The following is a 19,954-nucleotide window of genomic DNA, read 5'->3' as shown; positions in this document are numbered from 1 at the left end:
GCGCGACCGACAGCATGACTGTGGCTCAGGGCCCCCGCCGGACGGATCCGGCGGGGGCCCTCGGCGTGGGTGGGGCCGGGTCAGAGCGCGGCGGGGAGCTCGGCGCGCGAGGTGATGCCGAGTTTGGGGTAGGCCTTGTAGAGGTGGTGGGCGACGGTACGGGGGCTGAGGAAGAGTTGGGCGGCGATCTCCCGGTTGGTGAGGCCGCGGGCGGCCAGGCGGGCGATCTGGAGCTCCTGCGGGGTCAGCGGCGAGGCGTGCGGGGTGTCGGCCGGGGCGGGGGCCGGGGTGCCGGTGGCGGTGAGTTCGGTGCGGGCGCGGGCGGCCCAGGGGTGGGCGGCGAGGCGTTCGAAGGTCTCCAGGGCGGCGCGCAGGTGGGGGCGGGCGTCGGTGCGGCGGCGGGAGCGGCGCAGCCACTCGCCGTAGAGGAGGGCGGTGCGGGCCTGTTCGAAGGGCCGGTTCGCGGACCCGTGCAGGTCGAGGGCGGCTCGGTAGGCGGACTCGGCGAGCTCGTCGGGGCCCAGGAGCGCCTGGCAGCGGAGCCGGAGGGCCTCCGTCCAGGGGCGGTCGGCGGCGGCGCTCCAGCGGGCGAAGCGCTCGTAGGCTTCGGCCGCCCGCTCCGGGGCGCCGAGCCGGACGGCGGCCTCGACGAGGTCGGGGACGGCGCGGGTGGCGCTGACGTGGTGCCGGTGCGGCCCGCTGGTGAGGGTGTGCAGTCGGTCTGCGGCGGCTCCGGCCCGGCCGTGGCCGAGGTCGAGCAGGGCGAGCGCCCAGTGCGCCCAGGGGAGGCCGGCGGCGGGGGCGGCGGTCTGCGGGCCGGTGGTGGCCAGGGACTCGGCGACGAGCCCGGTGCAGCGGTCCTCGGCGCCGTCCAGGGCGGCCAGGTAGGCGAGCAGCGCGGTGAGTTGGCTCACCCACTGGTGCTGCCCGGTGTCCCGGGCGAGGGCGAGCGCCTCGGTGGCGGTGAGCTCGGCGTCGCGGTGCCGGCCGTGGAAGAGTTCGGCCTCGGCGAGGAAGAACTGGAGGGTCGGCATCACGCCGACGGCGCCCTTGGCGCGGGCCTCGGCGACGAGCTCGCCGCCGAGTTCGGCGGTCTCCTCGTCGCGGCCGAGGATCAGGGTGGCGCCACAGAGCTGGACGAGGTCGGCGGGGGACTCGGCACCGGCTCCGCGGGCGGCCGCGGCGGTGTCGCGGGCGGTGGGCGGCTGCCGGCGGGCGGGGGCCGGGTGGCCGGGGCCCGGGTGGCCGAGGGCGGGGAGCACGGCGGCGGGCAGGTGGCGGGCGAGCGGGGTGAGCGGGTCGTCCTCGGCGAGCGGTAGCGCGGCCAGCCGGTCGAGGACGGCGACCACCGGCTCCTCCCCCGCGTACCAGGCGGCGTGGAAGGCCTGGAACAGCATCCGGGCGGCGTGCGGCGCCGCGACCCCGGTGGCGGCGTCCAGCAGCAGCCGGTGGGCCGTCGGGTAGGAGCCGCGCCAGAAGTGCGCGGTGGCCCGGACCTGGTCCAGCAGGGCGTGCGCCAGGGCGCTGTCGGTGCGTCCGCCGGCCTCCTCGGCGAGCGCCTCGGCCTGCGCCAGCCTCCCCTCCTCGGTGGCGGCTTCGGCGGCCAGGACGAGGCGGCGGGTGGCTCCGTCGCGGTCCGGGGTGAGCCGGGCGGCCCGCTCGTACGCCGCGGCCGCGCCGTGGGCGCCGCGGGCCCCGGCGCGGACGGCGGTGCGTTCCAGGGCGTCGGCGAGGGCAGCGTCGGGGGCGGTGGCGGCGAGGGCGAGGTGCCAGGTGCGGCGGTCGCCGTCCGGGAGCGCCCCGGCGACGGCCCGGTGGGCGGTCAGTCGCTGGTGGTGCGGGGCGCGTTGCAGGATGGCGGCGCGCAGGAGCGGGTGCCGGAAGGCGATCCGCCGGTCGGGCGCGACCGTCACCAGGCCCGACTCCTCGGCAGGGCCCAGGTGTTCGGCGGGGACGCCGAGGGCGGCCGCGGCCGGCAGCACGACGTCCAGTTCGCCGCTCTCCTCGGCGGCGGCGACCAGCAGCAGGGTCTGGGTGGCCGGGGGAAGTCCGGTCACCTGGCCGTGGAAGGCGATCAGCAGCCGGCTGGTGAGCGGCAGGCCGCCCGGGGCCGGCGCCGGGGAGCCCGCTCCGGCCGTCCCGGCGGCGGGCGTCTGCGCGGCCAGGGCGACGGGGAGTTCGGTGAGGGCGAGCGGGTTGCCGGCCGCCTCGTCGAGCAGCCGGCCGCGGACGGCGGCGGGCAGGCCGGGGCCGGCCCGGTGCTCCAGCAGCCGCACGGCGTCGGGCGCGGGCAGGCCGGCCAGGTGGACCTCGGGGAAGCCGGTGGCCGGGAGGTCCGGCGCGGTGCCGCCGGTGCGGGCGGCGAGCAGCAGGGCCACCCCCTCGGCCTGGAGCCGGCGGGCCGCCAGCAGCAGGGCGTCCAGGGAGGCGCGGTCCAGCCACTGCAGGTCGTCGACGACGCACAGCAGCGGCCGTTCGGAGGCGAGTTCGGCGAGCAGGCCGAGGGTGGCGAGCCCGGTCAGCAGCCGGTCGGCCGGCGCCGGGGCGTGCCCGTCGCCGAGCCCGAACGCCGCCTCCAGCGCGCGTCGTTGGGGGGCCGGCAGGACCTCCAGCCGGTCCAGACCGGGCGCCAGCAGCAGGCTCAGGCCGGCGAAGGGCAGCTCGGCCTCGTACTCGACGCCGGCCGCCCGGACCACCCGGAACGCCTCCCCCGCCCGGGCGACGGCGTGCTCCAGCAGCGCGGTCTTGCCGATGCCCGGCTCCCCGCGGAACAGCAGCACTCCGCTGCCGCCGCCGCGCGCCGTGGCCAACAGCCCGTCCACGGCAGCCTGTTCGTGTTCCCTCCCGTACAGCATCCCCCGACCCTACCGAGCGGGGACCGGGCCGGCGCCGGCGGACGGCGACGGTGTGGACGGGATCGCGACGGGCGGCGCGGGCGGGGACCGGGATCGCGACGGGCGGCGCGGGCGGACGGCGACGGGCCGCACACCTACGTACCCCGCAGCGCCGGGTTACGCACCCCCTTGCCGATCCGTGACCGATTCGCCCGCGCCGACCCGCCCCTACCGTGGTGTGCAGCGGGAACGACCGCCCAACACCCCACCGGAACACGGGAGATGATCATGACCGAGATCACCGCCGGCACCCTCCAGCAGCTCGCCGAGCGCTACCTGGCCGTCTGGAACGAGACCGACCCGGCCGCCCGCCGCAAGCTGGTCGACGAGGCGTGGGCCGAGGACGGCGGCTACACCGACCCGCTGGCCGCCGTGACCGGCCGGGACGCCGTCGACGCGCTGATCGGCGCGGCCCAGGCGCAGTTCCCCGGGCTGGAGTTCACCCTGGGCCCGGTGGACGCGCACCACGACGTCGCCCGGTTCACCTGGCTGCTCGGACCGGCCGGCGCCGAGCCGGTGGTGATCGGCTTCGACGTGCTGGTCGCCACGCCGGACGGCCGGATCGGCGCGGTGTACGGCTTCCTGGACCGCGTCCCGGGTGCCTGACGCCGACCCGGACTCCTGACGGACGCCGGCCCGCGCACCCGACGCCGGCCGCGCCCCGACCGCCCCGGGCACCCCACCCCGGCCGGGGGCTCCCGGGGGCGCCCCCCACCGCCCCCGGGCGCCACGCCCCGCCCCCGCCGCCGCCCCTGGCCCTGCCCCTGGCCCCGCCCCACCGAGGAGAGCCCGATGAGCACCGCCCCCGACCTCGCCCACCGACCCGCCGCCAGGCGATCCGCCGGGAGCAGGCACGCCGAGGCCCGACCCGCCGCGAGCCGCCCCGGCGCCCCGCCCGGCCTGCTGCCGGTCGTCCTGGCCGCCACCTTCATGACCTCCCTCGACGTCTTCGTCGTCAACGTCGCCGTCCCGTCCCTCCAGGCCGACCTGGGCGCCGGACCGGCCGTCGTCCAGTGGGTGATGGCCGGGTTCAGCCTGGCCCTCGCGGCCGGCCTGGTCACCGCCGGCCGGCTCGGCGACCGCTACGGCCGCCGCCGGGTGTTCGGCCTCGGGCTGGCCCTGTTCACCCTCGCCTCCGCGGGCTGCGGCTTCGCCCCGACCGCCGCCGCGCTGGTCGGCGCCCGGGTCGCGCAGGGGCTGGCGGCGGCCCTGATGGGCCCGCAGGTGCTGGCGATCCTGCGGACGGCGTTCAGCGGCACCGCGCAGGCCCGGGCGTTCGCCCGGTACGGGCTGACGATGGGCGTCGGCGCGGTGTTCGGCCAGCTGATCGGCGGGCTGCTGATCCGGGCCGACGTGCTCGGCCTCGGCTGGCGCAGCTGCTTCCTGATCAACCTGCCGGTCGGCCTGGCCGCCCTCGTCCTGGTGCGCCGGTGCCTGCCGGAGTCACGGGCGCCGCAGCGGCCGGGTCTGGATCCGGTCGGCGTGCTGCTGGTCACCGCCGCGCTGACCGGCCTGGTGCTGCCGCTGATCCAGGGCCCGCAGCTGGGCTGGCCGTCGTGGACGCTGCTCTGCCTGGCCGGTTCGGCGGCCCTGCTGGCCGGTTTCGCCGTGCACCAGCACCGCACCCGGGCGACCGGCTCCCCGCTGGTCGACACCGGGCTGTTCCGGAGCAGGGCGTTCGGCGCCGGGCTGCTCGCCCAGCTGGCCTTCTGGCTCGGCCAGGCCTCGTTCTTCCTGGTGCTCGCCCTGCACCTGCAGCTGGGCCGCGGCCTGGACGCGTTCGGCGCCGGGCTGGTGTTCACGGCGATCGGCGTCGGCTACCTGATCACGTCCAACGCCGTGCACCGGGTGGCGGAGCGGCTCGGCGGGCCGCGGACGATCACCCTCGGCGGGCTGTCGATGGCCGCCGGCCTGGGCCTGCTCGCCCTCGCGGTGTACGGGGCCCCGGCGGCCGGGGTGTGGTGGCTGGCGCCGGGGCTCTTCGTGGACGGCCTCGGGATGGGCCTGGTGATCGCGCCGGTGACCTCCGTGGTGCTGGCCGGGGTGGAGCCCGGGCTGGCGGGGTCGGCCGCCGGGGTGCTGGCCACCGTGCAGCAGGTCGGCGGGGCGCTCGGCATCGCCCTGATCGGACTCCTGTACTACGGGGCGGGGGATCCGGTGGCGGCGTTCGGCCGCAGCGTGACGGCGCTGGCGGTGCTGGAGCTGGTGCTGGTGGGCCTGGTCAGGCTGCTGCCGCGCCGGGCGTGAGCGCGCGGGCGAGCCCCGGCGGCGGGGCGCCGAGGAGGGCGGAACGGTACGGGCGGGCGGGCGGGAGCCACCCGCCCGTTCCGTTCCGTCCCCCCGATCGGGTTGGATGGTCGGATGAGCGAGGAGAAGAGCGCCGTCCCGGCATGGGAGCAGCGGTTCAGGGCGGCACGCGTGTCCCTGCCCGACTGGGCGGAGGACGCCCCCGACCGGGCGCTGTACGTGTCCAACGCGACCGGCACCTACGAGGTCTACGCCTGGGACCGTGCCACCGGCACCCACCGCCAGGTCACCGACCGTCCGAACGGCACCACCGACGCCGAGCTGGCCCCCGACGGCGAGTCGGTGTGGTGGTTCGACGACCACGACGGGGACGAGTTCGGCGTCTGGCGCCGCCAGTCCTTCGCCGGCGGCCCCGACGAGGAGGCCGTGCCCGGCCTCGCCGCCTCCTACTCGGCGGGCCTGGCGCTCGGCCGTGACGGCACCGTGGTGGTGGGCCGGTCCACCGACGAGGACGGCACCACCCTGCACCTGTGGCGCCCCGGCGCGGCCGCGGCCGTCGAGATCTACCGGCACGAGGAGTACGGCGGCGTCGGCGACCTCAGCCACGACAGCGCGCTGCTGGCCATCGACCACACCGAGCACGGCGACGCGATGCACTCGGCGATCCGCGTCGTCCGCCTCGCCGACGGCGCGACTGTCGCCGAGCTCGACGAGGTCACCGGCCGCGACGAGCCGCGCGGTGTGGCCTGCCTCGGCTTCGCCCCCGTCGAGGGCGACACCCGGCTGCTGGTCGCGCACCAGCGCACCGGCCGCTGGGAGCCGATGATCTGGGACGTCGCCACCGGCGCCGAGACCGCGCTGCCGCTGCGCGACGAGCAGGGGCGCGAGCTGCCCGGCGACGTCTCCGCCCAGTGGCGGCCCGGCGCGGCGGAGCTGCTCGTCGAGCACGAGTACGAGGCGCGCAGCGAGCTGTTCTCGTACGCGCTGGCGGACGGCCGGCTGACCCGCCTGGAGACCCCGCGCGGCACGGTCGGCGGCGCCACCGCCCGTCCGGACGGCACCGTCGAGTACCTGTGGTCCTCCGCTGCCGAGCCCTCCGCCGTCCGCTCCACCGCCGGGGCGGTCGTGCTGCGGGCGCCCGGCGCGGTGCCGCCCGGCTCCGTCCCGGTCGAGGACGTCTGGGTGGACGGGCCCGGCGGGCGGGTGCACGCGCTCGTGCAGCGGCCGGCCGGCGCGGGCGACGGCCCCCACCCGACGGTGTTCGAGATCCACGGCGGCCCCACCCACCACGACAGCGACTCCTTCGCCGCCGGGCCGGCGGCCTGGCTGGACCACGGCTTCGCGGTCGTCCGGGTCAACTACCGCGGCTCCACCGGCTACGGCCAGGCCTGGACGGACGCCCTGCGCGAACGGGTCGGCCTGATCGAGCTGGAGGACATCGCGGCCGTCCGCGAGTGGGCCGTCGCCAGCGGCCTCGCCGACCCTCAGCGGCTCGTGCTCACCGGCGGCAGCTGGGGCGGCTACCTCACCCTGCTCGGCCTCGGGGTCCAGCCGGACGCCTGGGCGCTGGGCGTGGCCGCGGTGCCCGTCGCGGACTACCACACCGCGTACGCCGACGAGATGGAGGCGCTGAAGTCGCTGGACCGCACCCTCTTCGGCGGCACCCCCGAGGAGGTCCCGGAGCGTTTCACCGCCTCCTCGCCGCTCACCTACGTCGACCGGGTGCGGGTGCCGGTCTACATCAGCGCCGGGGTCAACGACCCGCGATGCCCGATCCGGCAGATCGAGAACTACGTCGAGCGGCTGGAGCGGCTGGGCACGCCGCACGAGGTCTACCGGTACGACGCCGGGCACGGGTCGCTGGTGGTGGAGGAGCGGATCAAGCAGCTGCGGCTGGAGATGGACTTCGTCCGGCGGCACCTCGGTGGCGGGGGGACGGCGTGAGACGCCTGCTGGTGGTCGCGGGGGTGGCGGCGGTCGGGGCCCTGGTGCTCACCGGCTGTTCCGGCCGGTCCGACGACCTGGCGTCCTGCCCGCCGCCGGCCGCACCGGCGGCGCCCGGCCCGTCGGGCACGGTGACGCCCGCGGTCCCGTCGGCGCCCTCGGCCCCGCCGACCGCGGCGGTGCCGAAGGCACCGGCCGCCACCGCGACCCGCTCGGGCGCGTGGGGGGCGGCCGGGCCGGGCGCGGGCACGGTCGTGTGGCCGGCGGTCTACCGGCCGTCCGAGGGGGACGCCCCGGTGGTCCTGCCCGCCAGGAGCGGCAAGGGGTCGAGCGGGTCCAAGGGCTCGTCCGGGTCGAAGGGCTCCAGCGGGTCGAGCGGGTCCAGCGGGTCCAGCGGCTCGAAGGGGTCGAAGACGGGGCGCACGGTGCACCACCACATCGACCACTACGACTCGGACGGCACCGTGAACGGCGGCCGCGGCCGCTGCGGCGACGTCGCGCCGGCGTTCACCGAGTCCCCGAGTGCGGTGCCGGGCTCCCCCGGGGCGGTGCCGGGCGTCCCGGCCAAGCCGGGCAGCGCCCCCGCCGTGCCCGTGCCGACGGCGCCGGCCGTGCCGGGAGCACCCACCGTGCCGGGAGCGCCGAAGCGCTGAGCGGGCCGGAGCGCCGAGCCGGCCGATGCATCGAGCGCGTCGGAGCGCCGAACCGGCCGGCCCGCGGCCGATCGCGGCGGTCAGTCCAGGACCGGGTCCAAACCGAGGGCCCGGTCCTGCTCCGCCTCCGCCTCGCGACGCAGCAGGCGGAACCACATGAAGACCACGAACCCGCCGAAGACGAACCACTCCAGGGTGTAGCCCAGGTTCTGGAAGGCCCGCAGGCTGAGCCCGTCGCCGCCCTGCGGCTGGACGGTGGGCACCGGGGTCAGCCCGGCCGGTGCGGCGTCCGCCGCCACCCAGCCGTCGTACCAGCCGTCGTACGCCAGCGCGTTCAGCAGTGCCGCCCGGTTGACGGTGCCGAGCTGGCCGGCCGGCAGGCCGCCGGCCACCGCACCGTTGCTGCCGCTGGTCTCGCCGGCCTGGAGCCGGCCGGTGACGGTCACCTGCCCGGCCGGCGGCGGCGCGATCGCGGACGCGCCCCCGGCGGGCTCGCCGGGGGCCCAGCCGCGGACCACCGCGGCGACGTGGCCGTCGGCGGTGCGCAGCGGGGTGAGCACGTAGTAGCCCTGCTTGCCGTCCACCACCCGGTCCGGGACGAGCAGTTGGTGCTCCGGGTCGTAGTCGCCGGTCAGCGTGACGGGCTGGCCGACGGTCTCGGTGGTCACCTGCGGGGCGGCCTGGTTGAGCAGGGTCCCGATCGGCCTGGGATCACCAGCGGCGGCGACGGTCCGCTCGGCCTCCCGGTGGGAGGAGAACCGGTCCTCGAACCGGCCGAGCTGCCAGGAGCCCAGCCAGACGCACACCGCCACGGCCGCCACGGCCAGCGCGGTGCCGCCGAGCCAGCGCGGGGTCAGGAGGAACCGGTACACACCCCCCACGGTAACCAGTCCTCACACCCGCTCCGACCACAGGGGTCCGCGGCACGGACCGCGGCGGGGCGGAGCCGGCCCCGGCGACCGGACGGGCGGGGCCACGGCGGGGGCGTGCCGCGCCCGGACCGACGGCGCGGAGGCGGCGGCCCCGGGCCGCCGCCGGTTCACCCCGCCGCGGGCGATCCCGAGGGCTGCGGGGCGGCCGCGCCGCCCGCCGCCTGCACCCCGCCGCGGTAGAACGTCCCCCCACAGCCGACCGGGAGGGTGACGGTGGCGGCGGCGGGGCTGCCGGGGGCGGGGGTGTGGGCGATGGTGGCGCCGGCGGGCGCCGTGGTCGGACCGGCCGTCGGGGTGGCGGTGGGGCTGGGCACGGTGGTCGGCCCGGCACTGGGGGACGAACTGGCCGGGGGCCCGACGCTGGGGGCCCCCGAGGCGCCGGAGCCGGGTGCCGCCCCGGTGGCGGCGGGGGCCGGGGTGCCGGCGGCGACGGGGTTGGCGCCGCCCTGGCCGGCGGGCGTGGTGGTGGCGGTGCCGCTCCCACGGGTGGGGCAGCCGGTCCGGTCGGGGATCCAGGTGAAGGGCACCCGGTAGCCGGCCTGCGGGGCGAGCACGGGCGGCTCGGCGTCCATCGCGGGGAGGGTCACGGCCGGGTCGCCGGCGGTGCGGTCGGCGGTGCGGACCCGGCCGCGGTCGATCCCGGTCACGGAGGTGACGGCGACGGCGCCGGGGCCGCCGAGCCGGCAGCTGTGGTCGGAGACGTTGAGCACGGTGAAGGAGCCGGTGATCCGGCCGTCGGCGTCGGCGGGGCCGGTCTGGGCGCTGCCCTGGCCGAGGTCGGCACGGGTGCAGAGCGGGGTGATCGGGCTGTCGCCGGTGCTGGTGGCGGGGGCCGGGGCGGCGGTGGTGCCGTCGGCGCGGGTGGTGCTGCTGCCGGGGCTGGGCGAGGCGGTGGGGGTCCCGGACGGTGGTGCGGTGTCGCTGGTGCCGCTGCCGGGGCCGGTGCGCGGGGGTGTGCCGGAGCCGGTGGTGCCGCCGGTCCTGGTGCCGGTGGGGGCGGTGGCGGCCGGACTCTTGGCGTCGGCGGAGCCGGGGCCGCCGGAGAGGCCGAGGTGTTCCCCGTCGTGCAGGGCGGGCAGGGCGATCGCGACGGCGAGGGCGAGGGCGGCGGCGCCGGTCCAGGCTCCGCGCCGGGCGGCGCGCCGGCGGGGTACGGCGTACCGGATCCGCGGCAGGCCGCCGGGTTCGGGCTGGATGTCCGCGACGGCCCGCCGCATCAGGTCCCGGACGGCCCGCTCCTCGGCGGAGAACCCGTCGTCGGCGCCGCCGGAGGGCCGTTGCCTGGCACCGTCAGCCATGTCCGGCCTCCATCTGGGACCGCAGGGCGGCGAGTCCGCGGGAGCCGTAGGCCTTCACGGACCCGAGCGAGATGCCGAGGGTGTCAGCGACCTGCGCCTCCGTCATGTCCACGAAGTAACGCAGCACCAGAACCTCCCGCTGACGGCGTTGCAGACCACGCAGCGCGGCCTTCAACTGGTCGCGCTCCAGCGCATCGTAGGCGCCTTCTTCTGCACTGGCCATGTCAGGCATGGGCTTTGGCAGGAGCCGCAGACCGAGGATCCGCCGGCGCAGCGTGGAGCGCGACAGGTTGACGACGGTCTGCCGCAGGTAGGCGAGGGTCTTCTCCGGTTCGCGGACCCGGCGGCGGGCGGCGTGCACCCGGATGAACGCCTCCTGGACGACGTCCTCACAGGTCGACAGGTCGTCCAGGAGCAGGGCGGCGAGCCGCAGCAGGGAGCGGTAGTGGGCTTGGTAGGTCTCGGTGAGCAGGTCCTCGCTGGTACCGGCGTCGGTGCCTGCGCCGGAGCCCGCCGCACCGGGTGCGACCGCGGTCATCTGGTCGTCTTCCGGCCTACTCGCCGGCCGCGGGGTACGCGAGGGGAAGGTCACCACGGCCCTCGCCGGGATGCCCGCCCCTGCTCCCACCATCACGTTCGCCACGCCCGTTGGACACTCGATCCCCTGTCATGGTTGCCCAGCCCGGGGGCCATTCTTCCGCATCGGCCGAAGAGGCCTCCAGGGGATTCCAGCGGGATTCCGGACAGATTGTGTCGAGGAGCGGACACGCGCCCGCCTTCCGGATGCCGTCCGGACCGTCAGGTGCTGTGCCGGGCGGGCGGGGAGGACCGGACGCGGCGGAGGCCGGCGCGCTCCGGCGAGGGTTCCGCCGCTCCGGCGAGGGCTCCACCGCTCCGGCGAGGGTTCCGCCGCTCCGGGCCGGGGTTGCGGTTCCCGCCACCGCCCGGCGGGGGTTGCGGTTCCGCCACCCCCCGCTGAGCCCCGGTCAGTCCTCGGCGGCCTGTCCGGCCGTCAGCTCACCGGCCACCAGTTCCGCGATCTGCAGCAGGTTCAGCGCCGCGCCCTTGCGCAGGTTGTCGCCGCAGAGGAAGAGGTCGAGCGCGTCCGGCTCGTCCAGGGCCCGGCGCACCCGGCCGACCCAGACCGGGTCGGTGCCGACCACGTCGTTGGGGGTGGGGAACTCCCCGGCCGCCGGATCGTCGTAGAGCACCACGCCGGGGGCGTCCCGGAGGATCTGCTGCGCGTGCTCCTGGGTGACCTCGCGTTCGAACAGCGCGTGCACGGCCAGCGCGTGCGTGCGCACGACGGGGATGCGGACGCAGGTCGCCGAGACCTTGAGGGCGGGCAGGCCGAGGATCTTGCGGGCCTCGTCGCGGATGCCCATCTCCTCCGAGGACCACCCGCCGTCCCGCAGGAAGCCCGTCCAGGGCACCGCGTTGAGGGCGAGCGGGGCCGCGAACGGCCCGTTGTCGGCGATCACCGCGCGCAGGTCGCCGGTCTGCCGGCCGAGCTCCGCGCCGGCCACCAGGACGATCTGTTCGCGCAGCGCCGCCTCGCCGTCGCGGCCCTCGCCGGAGGCGGCCTGGTAGGAGGCGACGACGAGCTGCACCAGCCCGTACTCGGCGTGCAGGGCGCCGACGGCGGCGATCATCGCGAGGGTGGTGCTGGCGGGGCTGGCGACGATGCCGCGGGCCCGCATCCGCAGCGCGGCCGCGTTGACCTCGGGGACGACCAGCGGCACGTCCCCGGCCGTGCGGAAGGCCGCGGAGTCGTCGACCACCACGACGCCCTTGGCCGCGGCGATCGGCGCCCACTGGGCGGAGACCGCGTCGGGGACGGCGAACACGGCGACGTCGATCCCCGCGAAGGCCTCCTCCGTCAGCGGCACGACCTCGACGGGCTCCCCGCGCACGACCGGCTTGCGGCCGGCCGAGCGCGGGGAGGCGACGAGTCGGACCTCGCCCCAGACGTCCTGGCGGAGCGAGAGCAGGCCGAGCAGCACCTCGCCGACCGCGCCGGTGGCGCCGACGACGGCGAGGTTCGGCCGCCGGGTCATCGCCCGGTGCCCCCGTAGACGACGGCCTCGTCCGACTCGCTGTCCAGTCCGAAGGCGCTGTGCACGGCGCGGACGGCCTCCGGCACGTCGTCGGCGCGGGTGACGACCGAGATGCGGATCTCCGAGGTGGAGATCAGCTCGATGTTGACGCCGGCCGCCGAGAGCGCCTCGAAGAAGGTCGCCGTGACGCCCGGGTTGGAGCGCATGCCGGCGCCGACCAGGGAGATCTTGCCGATCGCGTCGTCGTAGCGGAGCGACTCGAAGCCGATGCCCTCCTTGACCCGGCCGAGCGCGTCGATGGCCTTCTGGCCCTCGGTCTTCGGCAGGGTGAAGGAGATGTCGGTCAGCCCGGTCGACGCGGCGGAGACGTTCTGCACCACCATGTCGATGTTGACCTCGGCGTCCGCGATGGCGCGGAAGATGCGGGCCGCCTCGCCCGGCTTGTCGGGCACCCCGACGACCGTGACCTTGGCCTCCGAGGTGTCGTGGGCGACTCCGGAGATGATGGCCTGCTCCATCTCGCCCCCTTCGGGCTTGTTCGGGTTGTCGTTGCTGACGATCGTCCCGGGGAGACCCGAGAAGGACGAGCGTACGTGAATCGGGATGTTGTAGCGCCGCGCGTACTCCACGCAGCGGTCGAGCAGCACCTTGGAGCCGGACGACGCCAGCTCCAGCATGTCCTCGTACGCGATCCAGTCGATCTTGCGGGCCTTCTTCACCACGCGCGGGTCGGCGGTGAAGACGCCGTCCACGTCGGTGTAGATCTCGCAGACCTCGGCCTTGAGCGCGGCGGCGAGCGCGACGGCGGTGGTGTCCGACCCTCCGCGGCCCAGCGTGGTGATGTCCTTGCTGCTCTGCGAGACGCCCTGGAACCCGGCCACGATCGCGATGTTGCCCTCGTCCAGGGCGGTGCGGATGCGGCCCGGCGTCACGTCGATGATGCGCGCCTTGTTGTGGACGGAGTCGGTGATGACACCGGCCTGGCTGCCCGTGAAGGACTGGGCCTCGTGACCCAGGGATTTGATCGCCATGGCCAGCAGCGCCATGGAGATGCGCTCTCCAGCGGTCAGCAGCATGTCGAACTCACGGCCGGCAGGGAGCGGTGACACCTGCTCCGCGAGTTCGATGAGCTCGTCCGTCGTGTCGCCCATCGCGGACACCACGACGACGACCTCATGGCCGGCCTTCTTGGCGTCAACGATTCGGCGGGCCACGCGCTTGATGCCCTCGGCATCCGCAACGGATGAGCCGCCGTACTTCTGCACGACAAGGCCCACGTGCGCTCCTCGACTTGTGTCGTCTTCCGGGGGCTCCGGGCCCCCGCACCCCCGGGGGAACGGGGGCATGCGGTCGGCGCCAGTCTACCGAGCAGGGGTGCCCCGACCGGCGCCTTCCACATGATGAGACGACTGTTTCACCAGGTGGTCGGCCCGCCGGGCCGCGCCACCGGCAGGTCTGCGGGCGATCCGGCGGTGCCCCGAAGAATCGGCGGACGGACGGACGGCGATCCGGCGGGTTTCCCTCCCCGCCCGGACCGCTGAGGCATCCGTCACACTCCGCCGGAGCCGGTCACCGTCCGCCACGGCCGGCCGCGCCGGGCGCCGCTACCGCCCGAGCCCCAGCTCGGCCGCCATCAGGTCGCCGGCCTGCTGCTCCAGCTGCTCGTCGGTGAGCCCGTCGTCGTCCGTGTCGGCGCCGTCCGGCACCGCCCCGATCGGGCTGTCCAGCCGCACGTGCGCGATCAGCGACTGCAGCGCGCGCAGCACCGCCGTGCAGGTCGTGCCCCAGTTGGAGAGGTACGAGAACTGCCACCACCACAGTGCCTCGCTGACCCGGCCCTCGCGGTAGTGCGTCAGCCCGTGCTGCAGCTCGCTGACCACCCCCGCCAGGTCGTCCGAGATCCGGAAGGCGTTCGGCTTCTCCGGCGGCCCGTACGGGTCGAAGACCTCGTGGTACACGTCGATCGGGGCGAGCAGCACGGCCAGCCGCTCGCGGAGCTGCTCGCCGTCCGGCTCGGGCCCCGCGTCGGGCTCGAAGCGGTCCTCGGGGACGACGTCCTCGATGGCGCCCAGCCGGCCGCCGGCCAGCAGCAGCTGCGAGACCTCCAGGAGCAGCAGCGAGACCGCGCTGCCCGGCTCGTCGCCCTTGGCGACCTCGGTGACGGCGAGCACGAAGCTCTCCACCGAGTCGGCGATCTGCACGGCGAAGTCGTCCGGCTCCGAGCCGTGCGCGTGGGTGTGCGGCGCGTGGTCCCCGTGCGGCTGTCCGTGGGACGGCTGGTGGGGCGTGTGGGGCTGCTGGTTGAGCGTCCGGTCAGACATCGAGCAGTCGTCTCCCTTCGAAGGCGCGGCCGAGGGTGACCTCGTCCGCGTACTCCAGATCCCCGCCGACGGGCAGACCGCTCGCCAGCCGGGTCACCTTCAGGCCCATCGGCTTGCAGAGCCGGGCCAGATAGGTGGCGGTCGCCTCCCCCTCCAGGTTGGGGTCGGTGGCCAGGATCAGCTCGGTGACCGTGCCGTCCGCGAGGCGCGACAGCAGCTCGCGGATCCGCAGGTCGTCCGGGCCGACGCCCTCGATGGGGCTGATCGCGCCGCCCAGCACGTGGTAGCGGCCGCGGAACTCACGGGTGCGCTCGATGGCGACGACGTCCTTGGGCTCCTCCACCACGCAGATGACGGCGAGGTCGCGGCGCGGGTCCAGACAGACCCGGCACTGCTCGGCCTCCGCGACGTTCCCGCAGACCGCGCAGAAACGGACCTTGTCCTTGACCTCCAGCAGCGCGTGCGCGAGACGGCGCACGTCGGTCGGGTCGGCCTGCAGGACGTGGAAGGCGATCCGCTGGGCGCTCTTGGGACCGACACCGGGCAGCCTGCCCAGCTCGTCGATCAGGTCCTGAACCACGCCCTCGTACAACGTCGCGCCTTCCTTCGGATGGTCGGTGGTGCTCCGGTGCCATCATCCAACGAATCGGGCGCCGGACACACCGCCCGACGCCCGACTCCCACATAAATCACATGGGTCCGCTGTCTGAACTCCAGAATCCCGGGCTCCGGGCCTCCGGGGCCGGCGGGTCCGGAAGGGTCAGAACGGCAGACCGGGGATCCCGCCGCCCAGGCCCTGGGTCAGCGGGCCCATGCGCTCGGCCTGCATCTTCTGCGCCGTCTGGTTGGCGTCCCGCACGGCCGCCAGGATCAGGTCGGCCAGGGTCTCGGTGTCCTCCGGGTCGACGGCGGCCGGGGCGATGGTCAGCGCCACCAGCTCACCGGCACCGGTCACCGTGGCCTCGACCAGGCCACCGCCCGCCGAACCGTTCACCTTCGCCTCGGCCAGCTCCTGCTGCGCCTTCGCGAGATCCTGCTGCATCTTCTGCGCCTGCTTCAGCAGCTGCTGCATGTTGGGCTGGCCACCACCGGGAAACACGGCTCACTCCTCGCTGTCGTGCCTGCTGGCCCGCCCCGTCGTCCACGTGCCCGCCCCGCTCGCGCCATCGGCGTGCGGGACGGGGCGCGTCGCCCGTCCGCGGTCCAGCTCGCGTCGTCACGGCCGAGCCTACGTGCTGCCGGGGCGGCCCGTCGCTCAGTTGCCGCGGTGGTGGATCTCCTCCAGGACCGTCGCCCCCAGCTCGCGGATGATCAGGTCCTGACCGGAGAACGCGTCCTCGTTGAGGTCCGGGTCGTCCTCCTCCGGGACGTCGTCCTCCGGCCGCACGGACTGCACCGGGCGGGCCGGCACGGCCGCCACCGGCGGCGCGGCCTGGACCGGCGGGGACGCCACCGGGGCGGCCTGCGGCTGCGGCGAGGACTGCGGCTGCACCGGCGCGGGCACCGGGGCCGCCACCGGCGGCGCGGCGGCCGCCGGACGGGCCGGAGCCCCCCAGCCGCCCCCGGCCGGGGCACCGCCACCGGCCGGGACGCCGCCACCGCCACCGAGGCTGCCGCCGCCGGACGGGTCGACGATGCACTCGATCCGCCAGTCCACGCCCAGCGCGTCGCCCAGCGCCTGGCGCAGCACGTCGTCGCTGTTGCTGCCGACGAAGCTGTCCCGGGCACCGGCGTTGATGAACGACACCTGGAGCACGCTGCCGTCGAACCCGGCCACCTGACCGTTCTGGCTGAGCAGGATCCAGGTGAAACGGCGGCGGTTCTTCACCGCCTCCAGGATCTGCGGCCACAGCTGCCGGACCTGCGCGGCACCCTGCTGCGCCGCGGCCGACGGCTGCGCGCCGGGCGCGGACGCGGGGGCCGGGGGCGCGGGGGCGGCCACGGGGGCGGGCGCGGCGGGGGCGGGCGCCGGGGCGGCCTCCGCCGCCGGAGCCGGCGCCTGCGGCGCGGGGGCACCGGCCGGGGGGAAGCTGCGCGGGATCGGCCAGGCACCGGGCGCCGGCCCGGCGGGCGCGGGCGCCACCGGCACCGAAGCCGGGGCCGCCTGGACGGGCGGGGCCTGCACCGGAGCGGCCTCCGCCACCGGGGCGGGCCCCGGGACGGGCGCGGCCGCGGGGGCCGCGACCGGAACGGCCGCGGGAGCCGCCACGGGGGCCGGGCCCGCCGGTACCAGGCCCGCCGGTACCAGGCCCGCCGGAGCGGCGAACCCGCCGGCGGCCGCCCGGCGCTCCAGCTTGTCCAGCCGCGCCTGCAGCGACAGCTCGTCGCTGTACGCGCCCGGCAGCATCACCCGGGCGCAGATCAGCTCCAGCTGCAGCCGGGGCGCCGCGTTGCCGCGCATCTCGGTCAGCCCGGTGTTGACGAGGTCCGCCGCGCGGCTCAGCTCGGCCGCACCGAAGGCGTCCGCCTGCGCCTGCATGACCGCGACCCGGTCCGCCGGGGCGTCGATCAGCCCCTTCTCCCCCGCCTCCGGAACGGTGGCGAGGATGACCAGGTCGCGCAGCCGCTCCAGCAGGTCGGTGACGAAGCGCCGCGGATCGTGCCCGCCCTCGACCACCCGGTCGATCACCTGGAACACCGTCGCCCCGTCCTGCGCGGCGAAGGCGTCCACCACCTCGTCCAGCAGCGCCGAGTCGGTGTACCCGAGCAGCGCCGTCGCCATCTGGTACGTCACGCCGCCCTCGGCGGCACCGGCCAGCAGCTGGTCCATGACGGACATCGAGTCACGCACCGAACCCGCGCCGGCGCGGACCACCAGCGGAAACACCGAGTCCTCGACCTGGATGCCCTCCCGGCCGCAGACCTCCGCCAGGTAATCGCGCAGGGTGCCCGGCGGCACCAGCCGGAACGGGTAGTGGTGCGTCCGGGACCGGATCGTCCCGATGACCTTCTCCGGCTCGGTGGTCGCGAAGATGAACTTCAGGTGCTCCGGCGGCTCCTCCACCACCTTGAGCAGCGCGTTGAACCCCGCCGAGGTCACCATGTGGGCCTCGTCCAGGATGAAGATCTTGTACCGGCTGTGCACCGGCGCGAAGAAGGCCCGCTCCCGCAGCTCGCGCGCGTCGTCGACGCCACCGTGCGAGGCCGCGTCGATCTCGATCACGTCGATCGAGCCGGGCCCGCCGGTCGCGAGGTCGCGACAGGACTGGCACTCGCCGCAGGGCGTCGGCGTCGGCCCCTGCTCACAGTTCAGACAGCGGGCCAGGATGCGTGCGCTCGTGGTCTTGCCACAGCCGCGCGGCCCGCTGAACAGGTACGCGTGGTTGACCCTGTTGTTGCGCAGGGCCTGCTGGAGCGGAGCGGTCACGTGCTCCTGCCCGATGACCTCCGCGAAGGTCTCGGGGCGGTAGCGGCGGTACAGGGCTAGGGACACACCCCCGACGATATCGGGACGCACGGACAAACGCGTCGCCCCTCGCCCCCGCCCACCGGCCCCGGGAACGCAAAGACCCCCCGTGCACCCGCCAGAGCCCTCCTACCCTTGCTGCCTTCCGGCCCTGGGGGGGTTCAGAGAGATAACGCCACACGAGGGGCTGACACCCACAGTACCGGATCCCCGCCCCGACGATCCACAGGCCACCCCGCCTCCGAGCCTCCGGGATAGCTGGTCGCGACCACCCCAAAACATGTACTAAGCTCTCCCACGGAGGATTCGCCTAGAGGCCTAGGGCGCACGCTTGGAAAGCGTGTTGGGGGCAACCCCTCACGAGTTCGAATCTCGTATCCTCCGCCTCTGCCCGCCAGGGCAGCACGAAGGCCCGGACCGCGTCACGCGGTCCGGGCCTTCGTCGTTTCGTGGTCGCGGTCCTTGCCGTCAGCCGGACCGGCTCCACGTCGCCATCTGTTCCCGGAAGGTCGGGCAGCTGACGATGTCCGTCCTGCTGCACCGGAGGGCATGGGTCAGGAGCTGGTGGGCGTGGTCGAGATCGACCATGCGCTGCTCGATCTCGGCGACCTTGGCGCGGATCATCGCCTGCCTGCGCGGCTGGTCCTGCTGGAACTCCCCGACCTCGGCCAGGCTCAGCCCGGCCTGCTGGAACTTGCGCAACAGCACGATCCGCTCCGCGGCCTGCGGCGGATAGCGCCGCTGCCCACTCCGCCGTTCGGGCGGAGGCAGCAGGCCCTGGCGTTCCCAGAACCGGATGGCCGACGCGGGAACGTCGGCGATCTCGGCTAGCTGACCGATCGTCATGAGCACGCTTCGCCCTCCCCTTTCTCCTGTCATCCCGTCGGACCGGCCCGACGCTTGACTTGAACCTTAGTTCAAGTCGCAGAGTGGCCGGCACGTGCAGCGGCGGCGAACCGGCCGCCGCCGACAGAGAATTGGGAGATGAAGAGATGACAGCCGCACCTGAAGTGACGAGCCGGGCCCACCAGCTCGTCGAGGCTGCCCGGCAGCTCTTCGTGGCGGGGGTGATGTCGCACTCCGGACACGCCAATCTGAGCGTCAGGCTCGACGCCGACCGCTTCCTGCTGACCCCGGGGTTCGTCCGCGACCTGGAACCCCACCAGCTGGCGACCGTCGGTCTCGACGGGCAGGTCCTGGAAGGAGAATTGCGCTCCGTCAGCGTCGAGATCATCACCATGCACAGCGCCGTCTACCGCGCCCGCCCGGACGTGGGCGCGATCATCCACACCCACTCCCCCGCCGCGACGGCCTTCGCGGTGGCCCACCGGCCGCTGCCGTGCCGCACCGAACCGATGCTCCGCTTCGGACAGCCCGAGGACGTACCGGTGGTGCCCTGGGGGCCGCGCGGGTCGGACGTGTCCGTCCGGGGCATCGCCGACGTCCTGGAACGGCGCCCGACGACGGCCGCGGTCCTCCTGGCCAACCACGGGCTGCTGGTGTTCGGCCCTGACGCGGCGGCCGCCGGCCACCTCGTGGTGGCGATCGAGGAGAGCGCCGAGGCCGAGATCGCCGCCGCGGCGATCGGCGGGGCCGTGGACTTCCCCGAGGGCGCTCTGGAGGCCGTCCGGGCCTCGGTCGCACGGGTCTCGTCATGACCGACCACACCTTCGCCGAGCGTTCCGAAGCCCTGCGGGACCGCTACCGCACGACGCTCGGAGCCGTCCCGGGCGCGGTGGAGGACCGTCTGCGGGTGGCCCAGGCCTTCGACCGGCTCCCCACGGAGGAGGCGTTCGCGGCCCTGCGCCACATCGTGCTGGCCGACAGCCCGCTCGGTGGTCGAGTGCAACAGTTGGTCCACTTCGGGCAGCTGCTGGCTCTCGGGCGGGCGGAACCGGCCCGGATCCACGCCCGGGGAGCACTCCACGCGGGCGCCGGCATCGCCGACCTCATCGGGGTCGCCGAGACCGCGCTCATCACCTCGGGCACGCCGGCCTACGCGCTCGGCATCGAGATCATCGCCGAACTCCGGCAGGACGAGGACGGCAAGGCCCGCTGACCACCGAACGCGGGTGACGCAGGGCGCGCGAAGTCGCCGTCCTCCGTGTCCTCCGCCGTGATCGAAGGCCCGGACCGCTGCGAAGCGGTCCGGGCCTTCGTCGTTCTCCGGGGTCGCGGACGGGCCGGGGCCGGTGATCGTCC

General features: G+C 75.6%; 17 protein-coding genes, 1 tRNA gene and 1 other RNA gene. 7 read left to right on the top strand and 12 right to left on the bottom strand.

From position 1 onward, the window contains the following. Nucleotides 1-80: 80 nt before the first annotated feature. Nucleotides 81-2,855, bottom strand: coding sequence for an ATP-binding protein (locus ACIRS1_RS09130; RefSeq protein ID WP_402838070.1), 2,775 nt, complete (start codon nucleotides 2,853-2,855; stop codon nucleotides 81-83). A gap of 267 nt (nucleotides 2,856-3,122) precedes the next feature. Here ACIRS1_RS09130 and ACIRS1_RS09125 point away from each other — a divergent pair, with 267 nt between their 5' ends. From ACIRS1_RS09125 to ACIRS1_RS09110, 4 genes are all read left to right on the top strand, one after another. Further along, nucleotides 3,123-3,500 (top strand): nuclear transport factor 2 family protein, encoded by a 378-nt coding sequence (locus ACIRS1_RS09125; protein WP_402838068.1) that lies wholly within the window; start codon nucleotides 3,123-3,125, stop codon nucleotides 3,498-3,500. Between the two features lie 186 nt (nucleotides 3,501-3,686). Beyond that, the gene (locus ACIRS1_RS09120; protein ID WP_402838066.1) at nucleotides 3,687-5,141 is read left to right on the top strand and encodes an MFS transporter; all 1,455 of its coding nucleotides are present in this window, start codon (nucleotides 3,687-3,689) and stop codon (nucleotides 5,139-5,141) included. 114 nt (nucleotides 5,142-5,255) lie between these two features. Further along, nucleotides 5,256-7,085 carry a prolyl oligopeptidase family serine peptidase gene (locus ACIRS1_RS09115; RefSeq protein WP_402838064.1) on the top strand — a complete coding sequence of 610 codons (1,830 nt, stop codon included), beginning with the start codon at nucleotides 5,256-5,258 and terminating at the stop codon, nucleotides 7,083-7,085. After that, on the top strand, nucleotides 7,082-7,738 hold the full coding sequence (locus ACIRS1_RS09110) for a hypothetical protein (RefSeq protein ID WP_402838062.1): 657 nt from the start codon (nucleotides 7,082-7,084) through the stop codon (nucleotides 7,736-7,738). The genes ACIRS1_RS09115 and ACIRS1_RS09110 overlap by 4 nt, the downstream gene beginning before the upstream one ends. An 80-nt stretch (nucleotides 7,739-7,818) precedes the next feature. On the opposite strand, the gene ACIRS1_RS09105 is transcribed toward ACIRS1_RS09110, so the two are convergent. From ACIRS1_RS09105 to ffs, 10 genes are all read right to left on the bottom strand, one after another. Continuing rightward, nucleotides 7,819-8,610: an SURF1 family protein gene (locus ACIRS1_RS09105; RefSeq protein ID WP_402838060.1), complete on the bottom strand. Its 792-nt coding sequence runs from the start codon at nucleotides 8,608-8,610 to the stop codon at nucleotides 7,819-7,821. A 167-nt stretch (nucleotides 8,611-8,777) separates the two neighbouring features. After that, on the bottom strand, nucleotides 8,778-9,968 hold the full coding sequence (locus ACIRS1_RS09100; protein ID WP_402838059.1) for a hypothetical protein: 1,191 nt from the start codon (nucleotides 9,966-9,968) through the stop codon (nucleotides 8,778-8,780). Next, nucleotides 9,961-10,599, bottom strand: a complete 639-nt coding sequence (locus ACIRS1_RS09095) for a SigE family RNA polymerase sigma factor (RefSeq protein ID WP_387900768.1) — start codon at nucleotides 10,597-10,599, stop codon at nucleotides 9,961-9,963. The genes ACIRS1_RS09100 and ACIRS1_RS09095 overlap by 8 nt, the downstream gene beginning before the upstream one ends. Before the next feature lie 355 nt (nucleotides 10,600-10,954). Continuing rightward, nucleotides 10,955-12,025, bottom strand: a complete 1,071-nt coding sequence (locus ACIRS1_RS09090; protein ID WP_402838057.1) for an aspartate-semialdehyde dehydrogenase — start codon at nucleotides 12,023-12,025, stop codon at nucleotides 10,955-10,957. Beyond that, nucleotides 12,022-13,302, bottom strand: a complete 1,281-nt coding sequence (locus ACIRS1_RS09085; protein WP_360205574.1) for an aspartate kinase — start codon at nucleotides 13,300-13,302, stop codon at nucleotides 12,022-12,024. Before ACIRS1_RS09085 ends, ACIRS1_RS09090 begins: the two co-directional genes overlap by 4 nt. 327 nt (nucleotides 13,303-13,629) lie before the next feature. After that, nucleotides 13,630-14,346: a DUF5063 domain-containing protein gene (locus ACIRS1_RS09080; RefSeq protein ID WP_360205576.1), complete on the bottom strand. Its 717-nt coding sequence runs from the start codon at nucleotides 14,344-14,346 to the stop codon at nucleotides 13,630-13,632. Further along, nucleotides 14,339-14,938: a recombination mediator RecR gene (gene recR / locus ACIRS1_RS09075; RefSeq protein WP_218198914.1), complete on the bottom strand. Its 600-nt coding sequence runs from the start codon at nucleotides 14,936-14,938 to the stop codon at nucleotides 14,339-14,341. The genes ACIRS1_RS09080 and recR overlap by 8 nt, the downstream gene beginning before the upstream one ends. A gap of 168 nt (nucleotides 14,939-15,106) precedes the next feature. Then, complete coding sequence (locus tag ACIRS1_RS09070) at nucleotides 15,107-15,445, bottom strand: YbaB/EbfC family nucleoid-associated protein (RefSeq protein ID WP_148644036.1); 339 nt, start codon at nucleotides 15,443-15,445, stop codon at nucleotides 15,107-15,109. Nucleotides 15,446-15,601: 156 nt separating this feature from the next. Further along, the gene (locus ACIRS1_RS09065; protein ID WP_402838054.1) at nucleotides 15,602-17,779 is read right to left on the bottom strand and encodes a DNA polymerase III subunit gamma and tau; all 2,178 of its coding nucleotides are present in this window, start codon (nucleotides 17,777-17,779) and stop codon (nucleotides 15,602-15,604) included. A gap of 71 nt (nucleotides 17,780-17,850) precedes the next feature. After that, an RNA gene (gene ffs, locus ACIRS1_RS09060) (signal recognition particle sRNA small type) lies at nucleotides 17,851-17,941 on the bottom strand. A 110-nt stretch (nucleotides 17,942-18,051) separates the two neighbouring features. On the opposite strand from ffs, the gene ACIRS1_RS09055 reads away from it, so the two are divergent. Next, nucleotides 18,052-18,136, top strand: a tRNA-Ser gene (locus ACIRS1_RS09055). An 84-nt stretch (nucleotides 18,137-18,220) separates the two neighbouring features. On the opposite strand, the gene ACIRS1_RS09050 is transcribed toward ACIRS1_RS09055, so the two are convergent. Continuing rightward, a complete protein-coding gene (locus ACIRS1_RS09050) occupies nucleotides 18,221-18,598 on the bottom strand; it encodes a MerR family transcriptional regulator (RefSeq protein ID WP_402838208.1) in 378 nt (125 codons plus the stop codon). A gap of 146 nt (nucleotides 18,599-18,744) precedes the next feature. On the opposite strand from ACIRS1_RS09050, the gene ACIRS1_RS09045 reads away from it, so the two are divergent. Together ACIRS1_RS09045 and ACIRS1_RS09040 are read left to right on the top strand one after the other, a co-directional pair. Continuing rightward, nucleotides 18,745-19,410: a class II aldolase/adducin family protein gene (locus ACIRS1_RS09045; protein ID WP_402838052.1), complete on the top strand. Its 666-nt coding sequence runs from the start codon at nucleotides 18,745-18,747 to the stop codon at nucleotides 19,408-19,410. Continuing rightward, nucleotides 19,407-19,811 (top strand): carboxymuconolactone decarboxylase family protein, encoded by a 405-nt coding sequence (locus ACIRS1_RS09040; protein ID WP_402838051.1) that lies wholly within the window; start codon nucleotides 19,407-19,409, stop codon nucleotides 19,809-19,811. The genes ACIRS1_RS09045 and ACIRS1_RS09040 overlap by 4 nt, the downstream gene beginning before the upstream one ends. The last annotated feature ends 143 nt before the right edge of the window (nucleotides 19,812-19,954 follow it).

It is taken from the genome of Kitasatospora sp. NPDC101176 (assembly GCF_044768035.1).
GTDB lineage: Bacteria > Actinomycetota > Actinomycetes > Streptomycetales > Streptomycetaceae > Kitasatospora.
The sequence above is the reverse complement of the archived record's forward strand: the minus strand, read 5'-3'. Positions and strand labels throughout refer to the sequence as shown.